Genomic DNA, 18,411 nt, shown 5'->3' with positions numbered 1-18,411 from the left:
AAAGGTATGATAGAAAACAATTATATATCTCATCTCACTAAAAAAGACCTATCTCAAGACAGATCTTTTTCATGATATTTATTTGTTCTGAATATATTCATCCATTGCTTTGGCAGCTGTTTTCCCTGCTCCCATTGCTAAAATGACCGTTGCAGCTCCGGTTACAGCATCACCACCGGCGAACACGCCTTCACGAGTAGTTGCTCCACTTTCATCTGCAATCAAGCATCCCTTACGGTTTGTTTCCAAGCCTTCTGTTGTGGAACGAATCAATGGATTAGGACTTGTACCGATAGCCATGATCATACAGTCAACATCTAAAACAAAGTTACTATCTTTCACTTCTACAGGACGTCTTCTGCCACTTTCATCTGGCTCACCAAGTTCCATTTTTACGCATTCCATCCCTTTGACCCATCCATCTTCATCACCAAGCACACGTACTGGATTTGTCAACAAATTGAACACGATTCCTTCTTCCATAGCATGCTCCACTTCCTCTTTTCGTGCCGGAAGTTCTTCCATGCTACGACGATAAACAATCGTAACTTCTTCCACACCAAGACGTTTTGCACAACGTGCAGCATCCATAGCGACATTTCCACCACCAACGATAACAGCACGTTTTGGATGTTGAATAGGTGTATCACTACCATCTTTATAAGCTTTCATCAAATTACAACGAGTTAAGAATTCGTTTGCTGAATATACGCCCTTTAAGTTTTCTCCAGGCATATTCATGAAGTTAGGTAAGCCGGCACCACTACCGATAAAAACAGCTTCATATCCTGCATCGAACAAATCATCAACAGACTCACTACGTCCGATGACCATATTTGTTTCGATATCAACGCCCATATCCTTCAACCCATTGATTTCATTTTGTACGATTTCTTTAGGTAAACGGAATTCTGGAATACCATACATCAAAACACCACCTGCAACATGTAGTGCTTCAAAAACAGAAACATGATATCCTTTTTTAGCAAGATCTCCTGCACAAGTTAATCCCGCAGGACCAGCTCCAACTACAGCAACCTTATGTCCATTGCTTTCTGGCTTTTCAATTTTTTCTGATACATTTTCACGATGCCAATCAGCAACAAAACGCTCTAATCTACCAATTGCGACAGCCTCTCCTTTTACACCACGAACACATTTGCTTTCACATTGTGTTTCCTGAGGACAAACACGCCCGCAAACAGCAGGTAAAGAACTTGTTTCACGAATGATCTGATATGCTTTTTCAAATTCACCTAATTTTACTTGTTCAATAAAATCCGGAATATTAACAGATACCGGACATCCACCGATACAAGGTTTTGTCGGACAATGCAAACAGCGCTCTGCTTCCTCCATTGCCATTTCTTTGGTATAACCAAGGGTAACCTCTTCGAAATTATTTCTTCTGATCTCTCCATCTTGTACAGGCATTTCTACCTTTTTCAATGACATATTAGGCATACTAGGCAACTCCCTTCTTCAATAGATTACATGCAGCATCTCGTTGTTTTGCTTCAAAGTCACGATATGTTGCACCACGACTCATCGCTTCATCAAAATCAACTTCATGACCATCAAAGTCTGGACCATCCACACATGCAAATTTTGTTTCTCCACCAACAGTTAAACGGCAACCTCCACACATTCCGGTTCCATCGATCATAATAGGATTCATAGATACAATCGTTTTGATATCATATTTTTTCGTCAACTGACATACAAATTTCATCATGATCAATGGTCCGATTGCGATAACTTCATCGAAGGTTTCCCCTTTCTGAATTAATTCTTCTAATACATTGGTAACCAAACCTTTGGTTCCTGTACTACCATCATCGCTTACAAGATAAGCATGATCGCTCACTTGTTTGAATTCATCTTCCAAAATCACAAGATCTTTATTTCTAAAGCCAGTGATCACCGTAACTTCAGCACCATTTTCATGAAGTGCTTTTGCCGTAGGATACGCAATGGCACAACCAACACCACCGCCGATGACACAGACTTTTTTCAAACCATCTACATGAGAAGGCTTTCCTAATGGACCAACAAAGTCCTGTAGCTGATCGCCTTCTTCTAATTCATTTAAAATCATCGTTGTTTTCCCAACAATCTGGAAAATGATGGTAATGGTACCGTTTTCTCTATCATAATCAGCAATTGTCAACGGAATACGTTCACCGTTTTCATTCACACGTAGGATAATGAACTGTCCAGCCAATGCTTTTTTTGCAACTGCCGGAGCTTCCACAACCATTTTTGTAACTGTAGGATTTAAAATCTCTTTCTTTATAATCTTGTACATGGTATCTCCTCTCTTAACCTTACATTTTGTAAACCTTTACAAATAATCATTACTATTTTACCTTGTTCTATTCATGAATACAATAGCAATTACAGCAAAATACATGACATAGCGCTTTTCATACTATGCATCTGATGAAAGTTGCTTATGAAGTATGTCAAGCACTGTTTTCATTTCATCATAAGGAAGCTGCCCTGGTGCACTAGAACCGTTCAAGGAAGCAAACGTGATGGCAGAACCAAAGGTTTCTCCGCAAATTCGTGATAGCATGCCCAATGTTCCCATCGCCATACTTACGATAGCCTGATGAGGTGCTCTTTGTTCCATATCTGCTGTTACCTGAAGCAATGTTAGCACATCTTTCTTGGTTTTTGGCATCACGGCGATTTTTAACACATCACCACCTAAACGTTGCATGGTATGTAGACGTGCAAATAGGTCATCATAGCCAGGCGTTTTTTGAAAATCGTGATTGCTTATGATCACATATACCCCATGGTCATGGGCAGTTTCAATCAGATTCTTTAATAGGTGCTTATCCATAAAAAGCTCTAAATCAATCAGATCACAATCACCGCTTTTGATCAACCTCTCATTAAGACGATGGTAGTCCTCTTCATTTAAGAATTCATGAGCACCGCCTTCACGCTTTGTGCGAAAGGTACACAATAACAGTGTATGTTCAAGACATGCTTTTAATTGCTTCAATAAAGCAAGCACTTGTACATGATCTTCTACATCTTCATAATGATCTAATCGCCATTCTACGAGTTCCACCTTATGCTGTGCAATGAATTGTGCTTCCTTTAGAATCTGTGACTTTGTGGTACCAATGATAGGTACGCAAATCTTAGGTACACCTTTTCCTAATGTCAGATCACCAATCTGTATCATACAACAAACCCCTTTCACGTAACTATTATAGTCGAATTGTGTCGTGAAGTCTATTGCTTTTTTGATAGTTTTTACATTTTTGTTTCATAATTTTCATAAAAAGCGTAAAAACTTCTTGCATTTTTTCAATAAATAAGGTATGCTAAGGGCAATTGGAGTGGTATTCATGAAAAACAAATCATATTCTTCATTTTATTTTTACTTTAGATAGCCCTGATAAAACCATGTAACGATGGTTATTTTGTGTTTATCAGGGCATAACAAAGCATCGAGGCAATTCAAACCATGATGCTTTTCTTTTTGTATCATGAAGCTTCAAGAACAAAGGGGTGATTATATGAAATATGGACTGATCGGAGAACATCTGTCCCATAGCTTTTCTAAACAAATTCATGAACGACTGGCAGATTATCACTATGATTTATGTCCGTTGTCAAAAGAGGAATTTCCTATTTTTATGGAACAAAAAGATTTTCAGGGAATCAATGTCACGATTCCTTATAAAATTGATGTATTGCCATACCTTGACGTTATAGATGATAAAGCAAAACGAATCGGTAGCGTGAATACCATCGTACAACGTGATGGACAACTATATGGATACAACACAGATTATGATGGTTTTGCCTATTTGTTAAAGCAGCACAACGTCAAGTTGCAAGGTGAAAAGGTCTTGATCATCGGTGATGGTGGTGCTGCCAAAGCGATTCAACGTGTAGTAGAAGACGCAAATGCCGAAAGCATGATAAAGGTACGTCGTAGCAAAAGCAAAGAAGCCTTATCTTATGAGGAAGTATATGCAAGGCATACGGATTGTACGGTTATCATCAACACATCTCCAAGTGGAATGTATCCTCATGATGAAGAGTGTCCCTTGGATCTAACGCTCTTCCCTCGCCTTACCTATGTGGTGGATGTGATCTATCACCCATTGCGTACGACCTTATGTATCAACGCAAATCAATTGGGGATACCTTCTATCGGAGGCTTGGAAATGCTGATTGCACAAGCAAAAGTAGCAGTAGAGCATTTTCAAGGTAATTTCTTACCTGATTCCTGTATCAACGATATTTATCAGGATATGATGAAAGAAATGACATCCATTGTTTTAATCGGGATGCCTAGTTGTGGTAAATCCACCTTAGGAAAAAACATTGCGCAAAGATTACAAAAGGAATTTTACGATGTAGATATCGAAATCGAAAAAAAAGCGCAAAAATCTATCAAGGAAATTTTTGCGGATGAGGGTGAACAAGCATTCCGTGATATGGAAACAAGTGTCATTCAAGAGCTATCTTCGAAAAAGAATTGTGTGATTGCAACCGGTGGAGGTAGTATCTTGAGAAAAGAGAATGTAACAGCGCTTAAACGAAACGGTGTTATCTGTTATATTCAACGAGAACAAACCGAATTATTGGTGGATGATGCACGTCCTTTATCTACAAGTGAAGATGCCATAGCCATCATGTATCAACAACGTAAACCGCTATATGAAGCTGCAAAAGACTTCACCATTACAAACAATCGCTCACTTGAAGAGGTTACTTGTGATCTGGAAACTCAGTATTTAGCTTATATCAAACAATTATAAAAAGAAAGAAGAGGAAAAACATATGATAATCACATTAAAAAAAGACGCACCTAAGGAAGAGGTCAGCAAATTAGTCAAAAGCTTTGAGAACAAAGGGTTATCGGTAACGATGATCTATGGAGACAATTATAATGTATTTGGTCTTGTCGGGGATACCAGCAAGGTGGATGAAAAATTGGTAAAAGCGCATCCGTTTGTTGAAAATGTCACAAGAATAGCGGCTCCATATAAAAAAGCAAACCGTTTATTTCATCCAGCAGATACCATTGTGGATGTTGCCGGTATCAAAATCGGTGGAAATGAAAAGATTGTCGTCATCGGCGGTCCTTGTTCTGTAGAGGGAGATACGCAAATCATGGAAATCGCAAAATCGGTAAAAGATGCCGGTGGTGATATGCTTCGTGGTGGTGCTTATAAGCCAAGAACCAGCCCTTATGCTTTCCAAGGCATGGGAACACAAGGCGTGGAGTGTATGGTGCATGCTAGAGAAACTTATGGATTACCTATCGTCAGTGAATTGATGAGTGCAGATAAACTTGATGAATTCGTAGAACATGTCGATTTGATTCAGATTGGCGCAAGAAACATGCAAAACTTTGATTTATTAAAAGCCGTGGGTCGTACAAACAAACCAGTTCTTTTAAAACGTGGTCTAGCCAATACCATAGAAGAGTGGATCATGGCAGCAGAATACATAATGTCTGAAGGGAATGAAAATGTCATCTTCTGTGAACGTGGTATTCGTACATTTGAAACTTATACAAGAAATACATTAGATCTTAGTGTGGTACCGATCATTAAAGAAAAAACACACCTTCCTATCATCATTGATCCAAGTCATGCAACAGGTGATTGGAAGCTTGTCGAAAGTGCTTCTTTGGCAGCCATTGCGGCAGGTGCAGATGGATTGATCATAGAGGTTCATAATGATCCGGAAAATGCTTGGAGTGATGGCGCACAATCATTGAAACCGGAAAGATTCAAAGAAGTCATTCGTAAAGGAAGAAAAATTGCAAATGTCATCGGAAGAGACATGTAATAGAAACAGAGGGTGGTTGATTGTTTGTATCATCCTCTGTATCTTTTTAGGACTAGCTTCCAGAAGCTCCTTGCCATTTCCTACTATCTTTCGTTTATATGCAGGTGACATATTATGGTCTACAATGTTTTACTTTATTTTCGCTTTTTTTAAACTGAATGCAAAGATGACTTCCCTATTTTTAGCAACACTTCTATTTTCTTTCTTAATCGAATATTCTCAATTAATCGATTGGGATTGGTTAAACGCAGCAAGACAAACTCCACTACGTTATTTATTAGGACAAGGATTTCAATATAGTGATTTGCTATGTTATGTGTTGGGATCAGCCTTAGGCTTTGTCATAGATAAAATCATCTGGTTAATAACTAAAGAAAGAATCTGTAACAAATAAAAGAATAAGAAAGCACACCTTTTCCCAGAAAAAGGTGTTTTTTAATAAAAAGAAAAAAGCTATGAGTTTCAAAGAAAACACCTTTCTTTTACTGTCATAGCTCTAGCTTTACTTTAAAATAGTTTGAATCGCAATACAACCGGGACCACCTTGTGTAATAAAAGCCGGAGATAATTCTAATAATTCAATTTCTGTATCGGCAAATACAGCTTTGATCTGTGCAATGATTTTTTGTGCATCTTCCAATGCATCCGCATGTGATACAAAAATTTTGAAATTTTCATTTACACCCAATTTTTGAAAGGACGATATGACTTCAGATACTGCCTTAGACATTGTACGTTTGATGGTAAATGTATCCAAACGTCTTCCTTCATCCACCTGCTGCATCACCGGTTTCAACTTCAACAATCCACCAATACTAGCAGCGGCAGGCTTTAAGCGTCCTCCACGCTTTAAGAACGAAAAATCCTGAGGAATCAGAAAAGACTGCATTTTGGCGATACTTTCTTCTAGTTTTGTGATGATTTCTTTCATAGATTTTTTTTCATCACGAAGTTTAACTGCTTTTTCTACCAAATAACGATGTGGACCGCATAAGGTCTTAGAGTTCAATATATGTATCTTTTCTTTATGCTTCATCTGATCTTGCGCCATCAATGCTGTTTCATATGTTCCAGATAATCCATCAGCCATACAAATGCTTATTATCTCATCCTCTTCATATGCTTCAAAGGCTTCGATCACATCACCGATTGGTGGTTGAGAAGAAGAAGGTACACTTCCTTTTTTCACTCGTTCTAAAAAATCCTTGGTGTCACAGCACAAATCACGTAAATGCAAATCATCGATACTCACACATAAAGGCAATACGGTAACATCCATCTGTTTCCCTTCCTCAACAGTAAATAGTGCTGAGGTATCCGTCATAATTTTTATCATATGTCTCTCTCTTTCATCCAACTAATTTCATACGTTCCTTATAATCAGGCATATAATTCTCTATAATGTGATAAAAAGCTTGTGAATGATTCGGTTGAATAAAATGCACAAATTCATGTAATACAACATATTCAATAAATTCAAATGGATAATGAATCAGCTTTTTATTCAAAGTAATACTATTTTTTGCCGGTGTACAGCTACCCCAACGACTCTTCATATCTCTGATCTTGATCTGTGGAAATTCGATATGGTAATTGCACAGAGACTTTTGTGTCATCATTGCGACATCTGTAAATACGTCCTTACAAAGCTTATCAAGGAATTGCTTGATGACTTTTTCCACGTCGCTACCTTCCTTCATCTGCACATACAGATATTGGTTATCATAGCTAACGTGATTATATCTTCCCTTGCTTTTCTTTATTTTTAAATCATTGCCAAACAAAAGGATATGCGTATCGCTGATCATGGTTTTCGTTGCCTGTTGTGCAACAGATTTTTGATGTGCTATGATCCATGATATCTTACTACTGACAAAATCATCGATCTTTTCCATTGGTATAAATGGATTTGCACTAACCACGACCTCTCCTTTTGGAGATATACGCATATTAATATTTTTAACCTGTTTTATCACCAGTGTATAGGTCAAAGGGTATTTTTTACACTGGATTACTTTTTTTTCTACATTCATGTAACAACAACCTCAATCTCTATATGCGTGTCTATTATTATCGCATAAAAGTTAAAAAAAAGGAATAATTATTCTATTGAAAATTCATTATTTGTTTACAATTTATTTACATTCTTTTTCGTATCAAATTATGTTAGAATAGTTTCGGTGATATAATGAAAACGAAGAACCCTTTTGCCTATAGTGACGATAACAAACGTTATCACACATGGAATTATTATTTAAAACATCATTATCACGATAAGGTATTTAAAGTAGCATTAAACGCTGCCTTTTCTTGTCCGAATCGTGATGGTACTTGCGGTTGGAATGGATGTACGTTTTGCGGCGCTCTTGGCGCAGGAGAATATGCAGGAAATATCCATGATGACTTAGCGCATCAATTCGAGGAACGAAAAGCAATGATGAAACACAAATGGCCTCAAGGAAAAGCAATGGCTTATTTTCAAGCATATACCAACACCTATGCCGATCTTCCTACGCTTCAGGCGACTTTTGAACCTTTCATGCAAAGAGAGGATGTCCTTGCTTTATGCATTGCCACAAGAGCAGATTGTTTGGAACAGGAAAAAATCGATTACTTAGAATCGCTTACCGAAAAAAAAGATATTTGGTTAGAACTTGGTTTGCAAAGTATTCATGATGAAACAGCACAACGCATCAATCGAGGGCATAACTATCAAACATTTCTTGATGCCATCAAGCGTTTATCCAACACTCATATCAAGCTCTGTGTCCATATCATCAATTCACTTCCCTACGAATCAAAGGAAATGATGATACAAACAGCTAAGGCGATTGCTGATCTTCCTGTTCATGCCATTAAAATTCATATGTTACATATCATGGAAGATACACAAATGGCACAGGAATATAAAAGGAACCCTTTCCCTGTTTTAACAAAGGAACAATATATCGATGTTGTCATATCTCAGCTTGAGGTCTTGCCTGCTCATATGATCATACAGCGTCTTACCGGCGATGGTGTAAAAGAAAAGCTGATCACACCGGAATGGACCATCAAGAAAACCATCGTATTAAATGATATTGATAAAGAAATGGTACGCCAAAATACGTGGCAAGGAAAGTATGCATCCAAGTAAAATGCATACTTTTTTTCACATATTCAAGTCTTGAGCATATCCTATGCTAGAGGTGATGCACTTGAAGTGTGCTGCAATCGTTGCAAGATTGGAAACATTTGATCATCAAGAAAAATGGTTTGTCAATCGACCCTATGTCAAAAGAATGGAAGCACTTGGTTGGGCTGTGTTTCCCATTGTTTCCTATGCTTCACTTTCCTATGCTGCTCAGCATTGTGACTGTTTGATCATTCCCGGCGGTTATGATGCACAAGGCTATTATGTAAAAGAGGAACGTCGAGAGGAATGCACTTATTATGAACATGATGTAGATCACTTTGATTTTGTTTGTCTTGATACCTTTGTGAAAACGCATAAACCGATTCTTGGTATTTGTAGAGGCATGCAATTGATCAACCTCTACTTTCAAGGTACTTTATTTACACATATCAATGTATCAGAACATGCGCAACATCATGAGCATTTGATTCATTTTTCCAGTGGTAGTCCTTTACGTCAGTTGTATGATGAGCCATGTCATGTGAACAGCTTCCATCATCAAGTGGTGGGAAAACTGGGAACTGATATCAAAGCAATCGCTTATAGTGATGAAATGTATGTAGAAGCCATTGTTCATAAGAATCATGAGATCCTTGGTGTACAATGGCATCCTGAATTGATGGATCATGACCAGATCTTTCCTTACTTTTTTGATATCTGTTGCGCATGAAGCTTTCTTCTTGTCTTGATCCATTCATAAACCATCCATAAAAGAATCAAAGCAGAAAACCACATACCAAAACGATCTACATCGATTACGGTATGCAAACGATTCAGGCAAAGTGTTACTAATAGGCTTCTTAACAATCTAGCTGTACCATCTATGAAGGTAAAAGATAGAAAATTCATATGAGTGAATCCGGCAAGATATGCCAATAAAAAGTCTGGAAGCGGTGTTACTCCACCAATAAAAACGGCAATGACACCATAACGTTTCATCAATGCTTCCCCTTTTTGCACATCCTCTTCACAAGCGATATTTTTTAGCACTTTTTTACCTAAACGATATGCCAAGAAATAACCAATGGCACCACCGATACATGTACCAAGTGCGCCAATCAAAGAATAGCGAATCCAGTTTTGGGGATGCTTTAAACAAAGCGGTACAAGCAATACTTCCAAAGACGGAAGTGGTAAAAACGCTTTGAGTACAGAATAAAGAAACAACCCTGCATCTTCAAATACTAGAAAAAAATTCTGAATGTCCATGAAATCTCCTCATTTCATGATACGTTTCAGAATTTTATTTATGCATCAATTCTTTTAAATTATGTACGATGATATCTGAAAGGATCCCCATACGAGATGCATCTTCCTCATCATGTACACCGCTTGTCACAAAAATCGTTTCTACATCATTTTGAATTCCAAACAGAATATCTGTTTCCAAATTATCTCCGATCATCACACATTGATCAGCTTGAATACCTGCATATAACAAAGCCTCTTCCATCATCGCCGCATTCGGCTTTCCTATGATCAAACCTTCTTGTTCACTGGCATATTGAAACATGGCTACGATGGCCCCATTTCCTATACGATAACCATCTCCATGAGGAAGTCGACGATCTGCATTGGTACCGACAAGTTTCGCTCCTTTTTGTAGTAAGGTAAAAGCTCGACAATATTGCTCGTAAGTCGCAGTGATATCCAATCCAATAAACACATGATCTGCTTCGTTTTCATCAATGATGAACCCTTGTTCTAATAAAGCCTCTTTCATCCCATCTTGACCAATATAATAAGCCTTTTTTGCCTGTTCATGACGTTTCACATAAGCAGCACTTGCCATAGCACTTGTAAAAAAGTCTTCATCCTTGATATGATGAAACCCCATATCCAACATCTTTTTCGCATTCTGAGCATGTGTCCTCATTGCATTATTCGTAATAAAGTAATAAGGAATCTTATGTTCTTGTAAATAATCGATAAATTCAATTGCCCCGTCAATCAACTCATCTCCACGATACATCGTTCCATCTAAATCTATAAAACAAGTTTTATTCTGCCACGACATCATCTAAACTCCTTAAATACATACCACGATAGGCATCTTGGAATGCTTCGGCCATAAACTCAGTTTCTTTGATGATTTCTTGAAACAAAAACAACAACATGGCATAGGTACTACCAAACACCCCATTGGTAAATGCTACACTGCTTTGTTCACCCAATGTAAACTCTGCGACCTGTGTTTCTCGATCAAACACGATTACTGTACGCATTGCATGATGCGTTCCTCCATACATATGATAAGGAACATCATGAAGAATCAGATCAAACCCTTTTTTGGTTTTTTCTAACTTTCCGATTTTCACATCATTCTCATAAATAGAAAATTCATGAGTTTGCAAGACCGGTAATATTTGATACCATTTTTTAATTTGATAAAAGTTCATGACTTCATCCCCATAAGGATTCTTTAAAGCAAAACTTAGTAATTTATCTGTGGTATCCTGCGCTATTCTGTAAATGGCATGTCCGGATTCTTCTATGACAAATCCCTGTTCTTCTTTTTTTAAAGTAAACAACATGGCACTTCCTCCTTTTTGATATCGGATTCAACTGTGTTTTATCTAATATTTCTTTAAAAAAGCTCTTGGTAAGTATCAAGAGCTTTTTATATCAACCCACTATCGTAGGGTTACACAGTCTTTCTTACAATGTAATTATAAGAAATATCCGTCAATTTTGCAAGGTTATTTAAACAGGAAGCTTAACAATGGCTCCATTTCCAAAAGAACAGGTGCTAAAATCAATGAAATAACGGACATTAACTTAATTAAAATATCCATTGCCGGTCCTGCTGTATCTTTGAATGGATCACCTACAGTATCGCCGGTAACAGCCGCTTTATGGGCTTCACTACCTTTTCCACCATACTGTCCACTTTCGATATATTTCTTCGCATTATCCCATGCTCCACCTGAATTAGCCATGAACACAGCCAACATAATAGCTGACATCAAGGCTCCGATCAACAAGCCACCCAGCCCCTTTGTTCCAAGGAGGATGCCACATAATATCGGTGATACTACCGCAATGCAACCAGGAAGGATCATTTCCTTCAATGCTGCTTGTGTAGAAATATCTACGCATTTCGCATAATCAGGTTTACTTTTCCCTGCCATGATCCCAGGGTCTTCTTTAAATTGTCTACGTACTTCATCTATCATTTGATTTGCGGCTTTTCCAACAGATTTAATGGTTAAGGACGTAAAGAAGAATGGCAACATTGCTCCAATCAAGAGCGCAACGATCACTCCAGGTTCTAGTAAACTTATGGTTTCTAATTCAGCAAGCTGAGCATATGCAACGATCATCGCAAGTGCAGTAAAAGCCGCAGAACCTATACAAAATCCTTTCCCTACTGCCGCTGTTGTATTGCCTACAGAATCTAGCTTATCTGTGATTTCACGTACATGTGGTTCCATATCAGCCATTTCCGCAATACCACCGGCATTATCGGCAATCGGTCCATAAGCATCGACCGATACTGTGATACCCGTGGTAGAAAGCATACCGACAGCACCAAGTGCAATTCCATACATACCAAAGAACATATAGCTTGCTGCAATTCCCGCTGCCAATAACAAAATGGTCAATGCAGTTGATTGCATGCCAATACTAAAGCCTGAAATGATATTGGTCGCATGCCCTGTTAAGCTCTGTGAAGCGATTTCTTTTACATGCTTATATTCATCACTCGTATAATATTCGGCAATTTTTCCAATAATAACACCTACTGCCAATCCACTCAAGATAGAGTAGAAGGGATAAGCACTATCAAACACCAAATGAGACAGCATTAAACTTCCTACCAGAACAACCAAGGATGCTACATAGGTTGCCACTCCAAGTGCTCGTTGAGGATTTTGCCAATCTTTCATTCTTACAAACACTTGTGCACAAATACTTGCAAGGATACCTAATGCACATATTAAGATCGGAAAGATGCTTGCCGCAATCCCAATAGATTTACCGGATACCGTTAAGGCCATACCAAGAGATATCGCAGAAACGATCGCACCAACATAAGACTCACATAAATCTGATCCCATACCGGCGATATCCCCAACATTATCTCCAACATTATCCGCAATCACAGCAGGATTTCTTGGATCATCTTCCGGTATTCCCGCTTCTACCTTTCCAACCAAGTCTGCGCCAACATCAGCAGCTTTGGTATAGATTCCACCACCAACACGTGCAAACAAAGCGATAAAGGAACATCCTAGACTATACCCGGATACAACATGAGCCGCCAGTCTATAATCCTTTGAAAAGAAATAAAAGCCGCAAAACAATACGGTTAATCCCAACAAGCCAAAACCTACCACACAAAGTCCAAGTACGCTTCCTCCGCTAAACGCAATACGAAGTGCCTTTGACATACCCTTATCATGTGCTCCCTGAGAAACACGAGCATTTGCGATGGTTGCGGCTTGCATTCCACAAAAACCAGCTACTCCACTACACAAGGTACCAATGATAAAACAAAATGCTGCACCTAATCCCACACCATCTGCCTTTTGTAAAGAAGGAATCAAACCAAGTGATGCTAATAATACCGCAATCACAATGACAAATACAATAATGATTTTGTATTCTCTTGATAGAAAAGCCATTGCTCCCTCATGAATAAAACCAGACAGCTTTTCTAACATTCGAATATGAATTTTTTCTTTTTTCACATTATGAAAAAGATAAAATGCATACCCCAATGCAATCAAAGCCATCAAGATGGCAATACTTAAAAACAGAATCGCATTTTCGTCGTTGATCATATAATTATCCTCCATTGTAAGCGATTACACTTTCTAATGAATATTATATTCCTTAATCAACCAAATTGCAATCAATTTTTGTAGGAAGCATTCAATCGTCGATACCAGAAAATCAACAACAATGGTACGATCGTAAAGCCAGATACAACATATAACGTATGATCATATCCGATCTGCTTACTCAAAAAGCTAGTAATCAGAGGTGTAATTAATCCACTAAAACCAATAAATATTGCCATCGCAAACATTTGTGCGCTACTTGCTACACTTTGATCTGTTACTTCTTTGATCAAAAGCTTACTGGTCAACATAATGATTGGTAATGTAACCAATTGTAATGTCGATGTCATAATGATTCCCCAAGGTGTTTGAAAAAAGCCATAACAAAAAAATTTTACCGCATACATGATCGTCCCGAACCACAATAACGTAAAGGATGAAAAACGTTTTAAAATCTTTGCTGAAAACAAAAACAAAGGTACTTCCATAAACGATTGCAATGCCCACTTGATACCAACTTGTGTGCTGCTTGCGTGAATATCTAAAAGCTTATCGATCACCACATATTGATCTGCAGTTCCAATCATATATACCAATAAATAGATTAACACCAAAACCACATAACGTCGATTCTTTATAAATCCGGCAATATCCTTAAACTGCATTCCCTTGCCTTTTTTCTTTGCATCTTCACTTGTTTGAATCAAATACAGCAACAACACCGATACTATGGAAAAACTGATCAATAAAGAGCTGTATTCAAAATTTTTAACTAGAAATCCTGCTATCGGTGAACCAATCGTTAATCCCAAGGCTCCCCATGCTCGAAGCTTCCCATAATGTTGTTCATCCAGTTCTAACATCCAAGTTTCATCAAGCCCCATCAACACCTTTACCATACCACCCATAAGTGAAACTGTGAATAAATGATAGAAAAATATACGATCTTGCATTAGAAACATCGCAAAACTACTAGCCAATAACAATGCATAAGCCAATAGAAAGAAGCGTCTTATTTTTTTGAATCTATCACAAAGCCAACCAAAAAGAAATTGTCCTATAATAGAAACAATTGCATTTCCTGCCAATATCCATCCTCGTTCTAATACATTGTAGCCAAGCTTACTCAAGTAAGGTATCATCTGCGTATTCACCATTGCTATCGCAAAAAATACAAAAAAATTCAACGCATACAATTTCCATTTCATCTTCTTTTTTATGATCATCACATCCTGTTGCTTAGTATGAACCTAATTAAAAAAATTATGCACTTGCTTCCCTGCTTGATTGATTTCGTGTATAATAAAAGCACGTGAGGAGGGATGATATGTCTGATTCCATCAACACCAAAGAGATTCTCGCTGATACCTTAAAAATATTAACAAGCAAAAAATCTTTTTCCAAAATAACGATTGCGGATATCACGAAGGTCAGCGGCTTTAATCGACAAACTTTTTATTATCATTTCCGTGATAAATATGAGCTTCTGCAATGGACTTATGAACAAGATGCAAAAAAAATCTTTGATGAACGATTAAATTTCGAAAATTGGCATCGCTATATGGCGTCTTTGTTAGCTTTGATCAAACAAGAATCTAATTTCTATCAAAACACGATTTCTTGTGATGAAACAGAATTTCGTAATCATATTTTTTCCTTAACGAAGTCTATCTTCTATTTAGCCATTGATGCGCTAGATCTACATCATCAAATCACGCAGAGCGATAAGGATTTTTATAGTGAGTTTTTCAGTTTCGGTGTTGCAGGTGTCATCATCAACTGGATCAAAGACGGTATGAAAGAAACACCTGAAAAGATTGCCAACAACATGAAAAGTCTGGCACAGGATAGCGAAAAGCTCGCATATGAACGATATCGAGAATCTTATACAAAAATCAGAATGGAGGAAACAAAATGAAACAACCAATAGAAGATTACTTTGAACGCTGTGGCGGTAAAGGATGGATGCATATCGAACGATTATTAGACACCTCTGAAATGGGTGAGCATGTCGCAATGTATGCCAAGGTAACCATTGATCCACATAGTTCCTTAGGATATCATGAGCATCATGGTGATGGTGAAAGCTATTTTATCCTTGAAGGAGAAGCACTATATCAAGATCATGATACAAAACGTATCTTAAAGCCAGGGGATGTTACCTTTACCCCAAGTGGAAGAGGTCATGGCATCGAAAACACACAAGATACACCTCTTGTATTTATGGCACTTATCATCAAAGAATCCTAATATATTCTAAAAAGCTCAGATGATCTGAGTCTTTTTTATATTTCCATGGTTTTTTATCTCTGTAAATCTAAATGAATGTGTCTGATTTGATAAACATAAATAATGAAAAAAACAGTAAAAAACATAACAAAACATATAAATAATACATCAATGATATCCATGCGAATCACTACTACACCTAAGCAAGTAGCCAAAATAGGAGACCCTAAAGAAATGATCGAATTGAACATGCCGCTCATCCTTGCTAATAAAGAGGGATCAATTTCTTTAACAAACATAATCTTGATAGAGTTCGAGATGATAGAGATTCCTATCATACCGATAAATGTTCCAAAAACAACAAATAAAACTCTGATTACATTGTCATGAGAAAAGGATGTACCTATCCATAAAAGATAATTCAGACTACACATCATACCACCCGCAAAAATAACGAGCCTATTCGATAGTTTTTTAGATAATAATGGGTAAATAAACACACCCAAAACCATGGCAAGAGATGAAATCACACCAATTAGTGATAACATGGATGCTCCCATATGCAGGCATTCAACAATATACGGGGTCTGTAACGTATTGATAGGAGTCATTACCATGTTTAAGATTAGACCCAACAAACATAAAAACCACATGATCTTATGGTTCGAAAAATAGGCTATGGCTTCTTTCCAATCAAAAAGAAAGCCTAAAGAATTTGAGATGTTAGATATGTCTTGATGATTAGGAATCTTTGTGCAAATTAATAGAATGGCGGAGATAAGAAAAACACAAAAATCAATTCGTATTGTATTGTGAATACCTAAAAAAGCAATAGCAATACCACCAATACCAAGCCCCACTAGCTCTAAGCATTGCGAAAATCCTTCTGAGAAAGACATTCCATAATCTAAGGAATCTTCATCTAAAACCTTTGGAACAATTGCAACGCCTGCAGGCACCCTGAATGCTTCCACAGATGAAATAAGTATCGTCATCAAAAGGAATACATAGGGATATAACATCTGATAGAAAAAAAGAAGAGAGAGTATAAAAACACAAAATGAACGGCATATATCACAAAGATACATAATTTTTCTTTTTTCTTTATGTTCTATTAAAACACCTGCAACAGGCTGTAATACTATAGAAGGTACTATATTGCATGCGACCATCATCGCCGACCATGAAGCTTCCTTTGTTATATCGTATATCAACCAAGAGAATAAAAGCATATCCAAACTATCGCCAAACCTACCTATCGCATTGGCAATCGTAATTTTCATAAATGGATGATTAGATAATAATTTAATATAATTCATAGTTTTCCTTTCCGATATTGTTTACTAGTTACCAATACTTTAGATTATCCTATCTACTCATTATTGATAAAACTCATATATTTCTGAAACAGATCATGTAACTTATCTTCATCCTTTTTTATATAAACCTTTTTCCCTTTTATATCGATTTGAATCAAATCATATCGGACCATTTGTTGTATATGATAATTAATCACAGGCTTGGATACATTTAGATAAGTTGCCAACTGTGTTTGATATAAAGGCCCTTCTTTTAAATATTTCAAAATCATGATGTTCATTTGATCTCCCAAGGTTCTCACTGAATCGGCCAATTCATGAATAGAATACACCCTTTGTTGTTGGACATCTACAAAAGCAAATAATACACCTGCCATCAAATGCAGATCGTCAATAAAAGAAACTTCATTACAACACAACATCATAGGTAAGATTGAGATATCATCATTTTTCTTATCATTTACGCTAATATGAAATCGTTCAAAGATCTTATCTACAGTATGTTCACTTATAAACTTTTCCATATTTTCATATAGCTTCTCATACTTTTTTAAAATCGGTTCAATTCTCTGTTTCACTTCTTCTACAATGCCACAAAATTCGATTAAAAAAGAATCTATATTCTCCATCACTTCTATGCATTCTAATTTTGTTTTATCGGATAAATCACTCTGGATGATCAACATAGTGGTATGATCGATATGCGTTAGATTTGTTTTTAACAAGGAACTCAAAAACTTTTTTCCTTGATCCTTTCTGAATTCTTCTAATAGATAAGACTTAGGTGAAATATCTTTCTCGATTGTTGCATAACATTGTATCAATATATCAGCATAAACATCTTCTCCATCTTCAATGTTATGAAATAATAGATTCGCTTTATCAAAAGGAATATCACTCAACATTTTTTCAGCTTCTATTCCTGCAGAAAACGCCTTCATTATATTAGGATCATGGTCAAATTCTTCATATAATTTCTGAGCAGTTTGTGTGAAAGACTCTTTTTTCACAATAGAAAGCACTAATTTCATAGCTTCAAAATAACAATTCATCTTCAATATTCTCATAC

The 18,411-nt window shown here is 37.0% G+C and carries 19 protein-coding genes; 7 read left to right on the top strand and 12 right to left on the bottom strand.

Going from position 1 to position 18,411, the window contains the following annotated elements:
- Window positions 1-78: 78 nt before the first annotated feature.
- The 3 genes from gltA to aroD all read right to left on the bottom strand — a co-directional run bounded on the left by gltA (window position 79) and on the right by aroD (window position 3,202).
- Window positions 79-1,464, bottom strand: coding sequence for an NADPH-dependent glutamate synthase (gene gltA, locus UGRO018_RS14705; protein ID WP_416327253.1), 1,386 nt, complete (start codon window positions 1,462-1,464; stop codon window positions 79-81).
- Between the two features lies 1 nt (window position 1,465).
- Window positions 1,466-2,308 carry a sulfide/dihydroorotate dehydrogenase-like FAD/NAD-binding protein gene (locus UGRO018_RS14700; RefSeq protein WP_416327252.1) on the bottom strand — a complete coding sequence of 281 codons (843 nt, stop codon included), beginning with the start codon at window positions 2,306-2,308 and terminating at the stop codon, window positions 1,466-1,468.
- Window positions 2,309-2,431: 123 nt separating this feature from the next.
- Entirely contained in the window at window positions 2,432-3,202 is a 771-nt protein-coding gene (gene aroD, locus UGRO018_RS14695) for a type I 3-dehydroquinate dehydratase (RefSeq protein ID WP_416327251.1), read from the bottom strand.
- A gap of 337 nt (window positions 3,203-3,539) precedes the next feature.
- On the opposite strand from aroD, the gene UGRO018_RS14690 reads away from it, so the two are divergent.
- Genes UGRO018_RS14690 through UGRO018_RS14680 form a run of 3 tightly spaced genes read left to right on the top strand, consistent with a single transcriptional unit; the run spans window position 3,540 to window position 6,226 of the window.
- Complete coding sequence (locus UGRO018_RS14690) at window positions 3,540-4,793, top strand: shikimate kinase (protein ID WP_416327250.1); 1,254 nt, start codon at window positions 3,540-3,542, stop codon at window positions 4,791-4,793.
- Between the two features lie 22 nt (window positions 4,794-4,815).
- Entirely contained in the window at window positions 4,816-5,832 is a 1,017-nt protein-coding gene (gene aroF / locus UGRO018_RS14685; protein WP_416327249.1) for a 3-deoxy-7-phosphoheptulonate synthase, read from the top strand.
- On the top strand, window positions 5,810-6,226 hold the full coding sequence (locus UGRO018_RS14680) for a ribosomal maturation YjgA family protein (protein WP_416327248.1): 417 nt from the start codon (window positions 5,810-5,812) through the stop codon (window positions 6,224-6,226). Before aroF ends, UGRO018_RS14680 begins: the two co-directional genes overlap by 23 nt.
- Before the next feature lie 108 nt (window positions 6,227-6,334).
- Here UGRO018_RS14680 and UGRO018_RS14675 read toward each other — a convergent pair whose 3' ends face one another.
- Together UGRO018_RS14675 and UGRO018_RS14670 are read right to left on the bottom strand one after the other, a co-directional pair.
- Complete coding sequence (locus UGRO018_RS14675; RefSeq protein ID WP_416327247.1) at window positions 6,335-7,168, bottom strand: DegV family protein; 834 nt, start codon at window positions 7,166-7,168, stop codon at window positions 6,335-6,337.
- 13 nt (window positions 7,169-7,181) lie between these two features.
- Window positions 7,182-7,865 (bottom strand): M48 family metallopeptidase, encoded by a 684-nt coding sequence (locus UGRO018_RS14670; protein ID WP_416327246.1) that lies wholly within the window; start codon window positions 7,863-7,865, stop codon window positions 7,182-7,184.
- A gap of 155 nt (window positions 7,866-8,020) precedes the next feature.
- On the opposite strand from UGRO018_RS14670, the gene mnmL reads away from it, so the two are divergent.
- Together mnmL and UGRO018_RS14660 are read left to right on the top strand one after the other, a co-directional pair.
- Window positions 8,021-8,968 carry a tRNA modification radical SAM protein MnmL/YtqA gene (gene mnmL / locus UGRO018_RS14665; RefSeq protein ID WP_416327245.1) on the top strand — a complete coding sequence of 316 codons (948 nt, stop codon included), beginning with the start codon at window positions 8,021-8,023 and terminating at the stop codon, window positions 8,966-8,968.
- Between the two features lie 43 nt (window positions 8,969-9,011).
- Entirely contained in the window at window positions 9,012-9,677 is a 666-nt protein-coding gene (locus tag UGRO018_RS14660; protein WP_416327244.1) for a gamma-glutamyl-gamma-aminobutyrate hydrolase family protein, read from the top strand.
- Here UGRO018_RS14660 and UGRO018_RS14655 read toward each other — a convergent pair.
- The 5 genes from UGRO018_RS14655 to UGRO018_RS14635 form a co-directional block, all read right to left on the bottom strand.
- Complete coding sequence (locus tag UGRO018_RS14655) at window positions 9,650-10,216, bottom strand: YqaA family protein (protein ID WP_416327243.1); 567 nt, start codon at window positions 10,214-10,216, stop codon at window positions 9,650-9,652. The genes UGRO018_RS14660 and UGRO018_RS14655 overlap by 28 nt on opposite strands.
- A gap of 34 nt (window positions 10,217-10,250) precedes the next feature.
- A complete protein-coding gene (locus UGRO018_RS14650; protein ID WP_416327242.1) occupies window positions 10,251-11,024 on the bottom strand; it encodes an HAD-IIA family hydrolase in 774 nt (257 codons plus the stop codon).
- A complete protein-coding gene (locus tag UGRO018_RS14645; RefSeq protein WP_416327241.1) occupies window positions 11,008-11,541 on the bottom strand; it encodes a hypothetical protein in 534 nt (177 codons plus the stop codon). The genes UGRO018_RS14650 and UGRO018_RS14645 overlap by 17 nt, the downstream gene beginning before the upstream one ends.
- Before the next feature lie 165 nt (window positions 11,542-11,706).
- Entirely contained in the window at window positions 11,707-13,794 is a 2,088-nt protein-coding gene (locus UGRO018_RS14640; protein WP_416327240.1) for a sodium-translocating pyrophosphatase, read from the bottom strand.
- A gap of 71 nt (window positions 13,795-13,865) precedes the next feature.
- Window positions 13,866-15,020 (bottom strand): MFS transporter, encoded by a 1,155-nt coding sequence (locus UGRO018_RS14635; RefSeq protein WP_416327239.1) that lies wholly within the window; start codon window positions 15,018-15,020, stop codon window positions 13,866-13,868.
- 101 nt (window positions 15,021-15,121) lie between these two features.
- Here UGRO018_RS14635 and UGRO018_RS14630 point away from each other — a divergent pair, with 101 nt between their 5' ends.
- A complete protein-coding gene (locus UGRO018_RS14630) occupies window positions 15,122-15,712 on the top strand; it encodes a TetR/AcrR family transcriptional regulator C-terminal domain-containing protein (RefSeq protein WP_416327238.1) in 591 nt (196 codons plus the stop codon).
- A complete protein-coding gene (locus UGRO018_RS14625) occupies window positions 15,709-16,044 on the top strand; it encodes a cupin domain-containing protein (RefSeq protein ID WP_416327237.1) in 336 nt (111 codons plus the stop codon). The genes UGRO018_RS14630 and UGRO018_RS14625 overlap by 4 nt, the downstream gene beginning before the upstream one ends.
- A 53-nt stretch (window positions 16,045-16,097) precedes the next feature.
- Here the strand turns inward: UGRO018_RS14625 and UGRO018_RS14620 are convergent, their stop codons facing one another.
- Window positions 16,098-17,342, bottom strand: a complete 1,245-nt coding sequence (locus UGRO018_RS14620) for an MFS transporter (protein ID WP_416327236.1) — start codon at window positions 17,340-17,342, stop codon at window positions 16,098-16,100.
- A gap of 53 nt (window positions 17,343-17,395) precedes the next feature.
- Window positions 17,396-18,411: ArsR/SmtB family transcription factor (locus UGRO018_RS14615; RefSeq protein ID WP_416327235.1), on the bottom strand; the 1,016-nt coding region annotated here is incomplete at its 5' end.

The organism is Hoskinsella mucinilytica (genome assembly GCF_045223415.1).
Classification (GTDB): Bacteria; Bacillota_I; Bacilli_A; order Erysipelotrichales; family Erysipelotrichaceae; genus Hoskinsella; species Hoskinsella mucinilytica.
The sequence above is the reverse complement of the archived record's forward strand: the minus strand, read 5'-3'. Positions and strand labels throughout refer to the sequence as shown.

Bases quoted from the DNA above. Each gene is read 5' to 3' on its own strand.
- UGRO018_RS14660 (WP_416327244.1), top strand. From the start codon at position 9,012: ATGCTAGAGGTGATGCACTTGAAGTGTGCTGCAATCGTTGCAAGATTG.
- UGRO018_RS14635 (WP_416327239.1), bottom strand. From the start codon at position 15,020: ATGATCATAAAAAAGAAGATGAAATGGAAATTGTATGCGTTGAATTTT.
- UGRO018_RS14690 (WP_416327250.1), top strand. From the start codon at position 3,540: ATGAAATATGGACTGATCGGAGAACATCTGTCCCATAGCTTTTCTAAA.
- aroF (WP_416327249.1), top strand. From the start codon at position 4,816: ATGATAATCACATTAAAAAAAGACGCACCTAAGGAAGAGGTCAGCAAA.
- UGRO018_RS14620 (WP_416327236.1), bottom strand. From the start codon at position 17,342: ATGAATTATATTAAATTATTATCTAATCATCCATTTATGAAAATTACG.
- UGRO018_RS14640 (WP_416327240.1), bottom strand. From the start codon at position 13,794: ATGATCAACGACGAAAATGCGATTCTGTTTTTAAGTATTGCCATCTTG.
- UGRO018_RS14680 (WP_416327248.1), top strand. From the start codon at position 5,810: ATGTCATCGGAAGAGACATGTAATAGAAACAGAGGGTGGTTGATTGTT.
- UGRO018_RS14655 (WP_416327243.1), bottom strand. From the start codon at position 10,216: ATGGACATTCAGAATTTTTTTCTAGTATTTGAAGATGCAGGGTTGTTT.
- aroD (WP_416327251.1), bottom strand. From the start codon at position 3,202: ATGATACAGATTGGTGATCTGACATTAGGAAAAGGTGTACCTAAGATT.
- UGRO018_RS14645 (WP_416327241.1), bottom strand. From the start codon at position 11,541: ATGTTGTTTACTTTAAAAAAAGAAGAACAGGGATTTGTCATAGAAGAA.
- UGRO018_RS14630 (WP_416327238.1), top strand. From the start codon at position 15,122: ATGTCTGATTCCATCAACACCAAAGAGATTCTCGCTGATACCTTAAAA.
- UGRO018_RS14650 (WP_416327242.1), bottom strand. From the start codon at position 11,024: ATGTCGTGGCAGAATAAAACTTGTTTTATAGATTTAGATGGAACGATG.
- gltA (WP_416327253.1), bottom strand. From the start codon at position 1,464: ATGCCTAATATGTCATTGAAAAAGGTAGAAATGCCTGTACAAGATGGA.
- UGRO018_RS14675 (WP_416327247.1), bottom strand. From the start codon at position 7,168: ATGATAAAAATTATGACGGATACCTCAGCACTATTTACTGTTGAGGAA.
- UGRO018_RS14625 (WP_416327237.1), top strand. From the start codon at position 15,709: ATGAAACAACCAATAGAAGATTACTTTGAACGCTGTGGCGGTAAAGGA.
- UGRO018_RS14700 (WP_416327252.1), bottom strand. From the start codon at position 2,308: ATGTACAAGATTATAAAGAAAGAGATTTTAAATCCTACAGTTACAAAA.
- UGRO018_RS14670 (WP_416327246.1), bottom strand. From the start codon at position 7,865: ATGAATGTAGAAAAAAAAGTAATCCAGTGTAAAAAATACCCTTTGACC.
- mnmL (WP_416327245.1), top strand. From the start codon at position 8,021: ATGAAAACGAAGAACCCTTTTGCCTATAGTGACGATAACAAACGTTAT.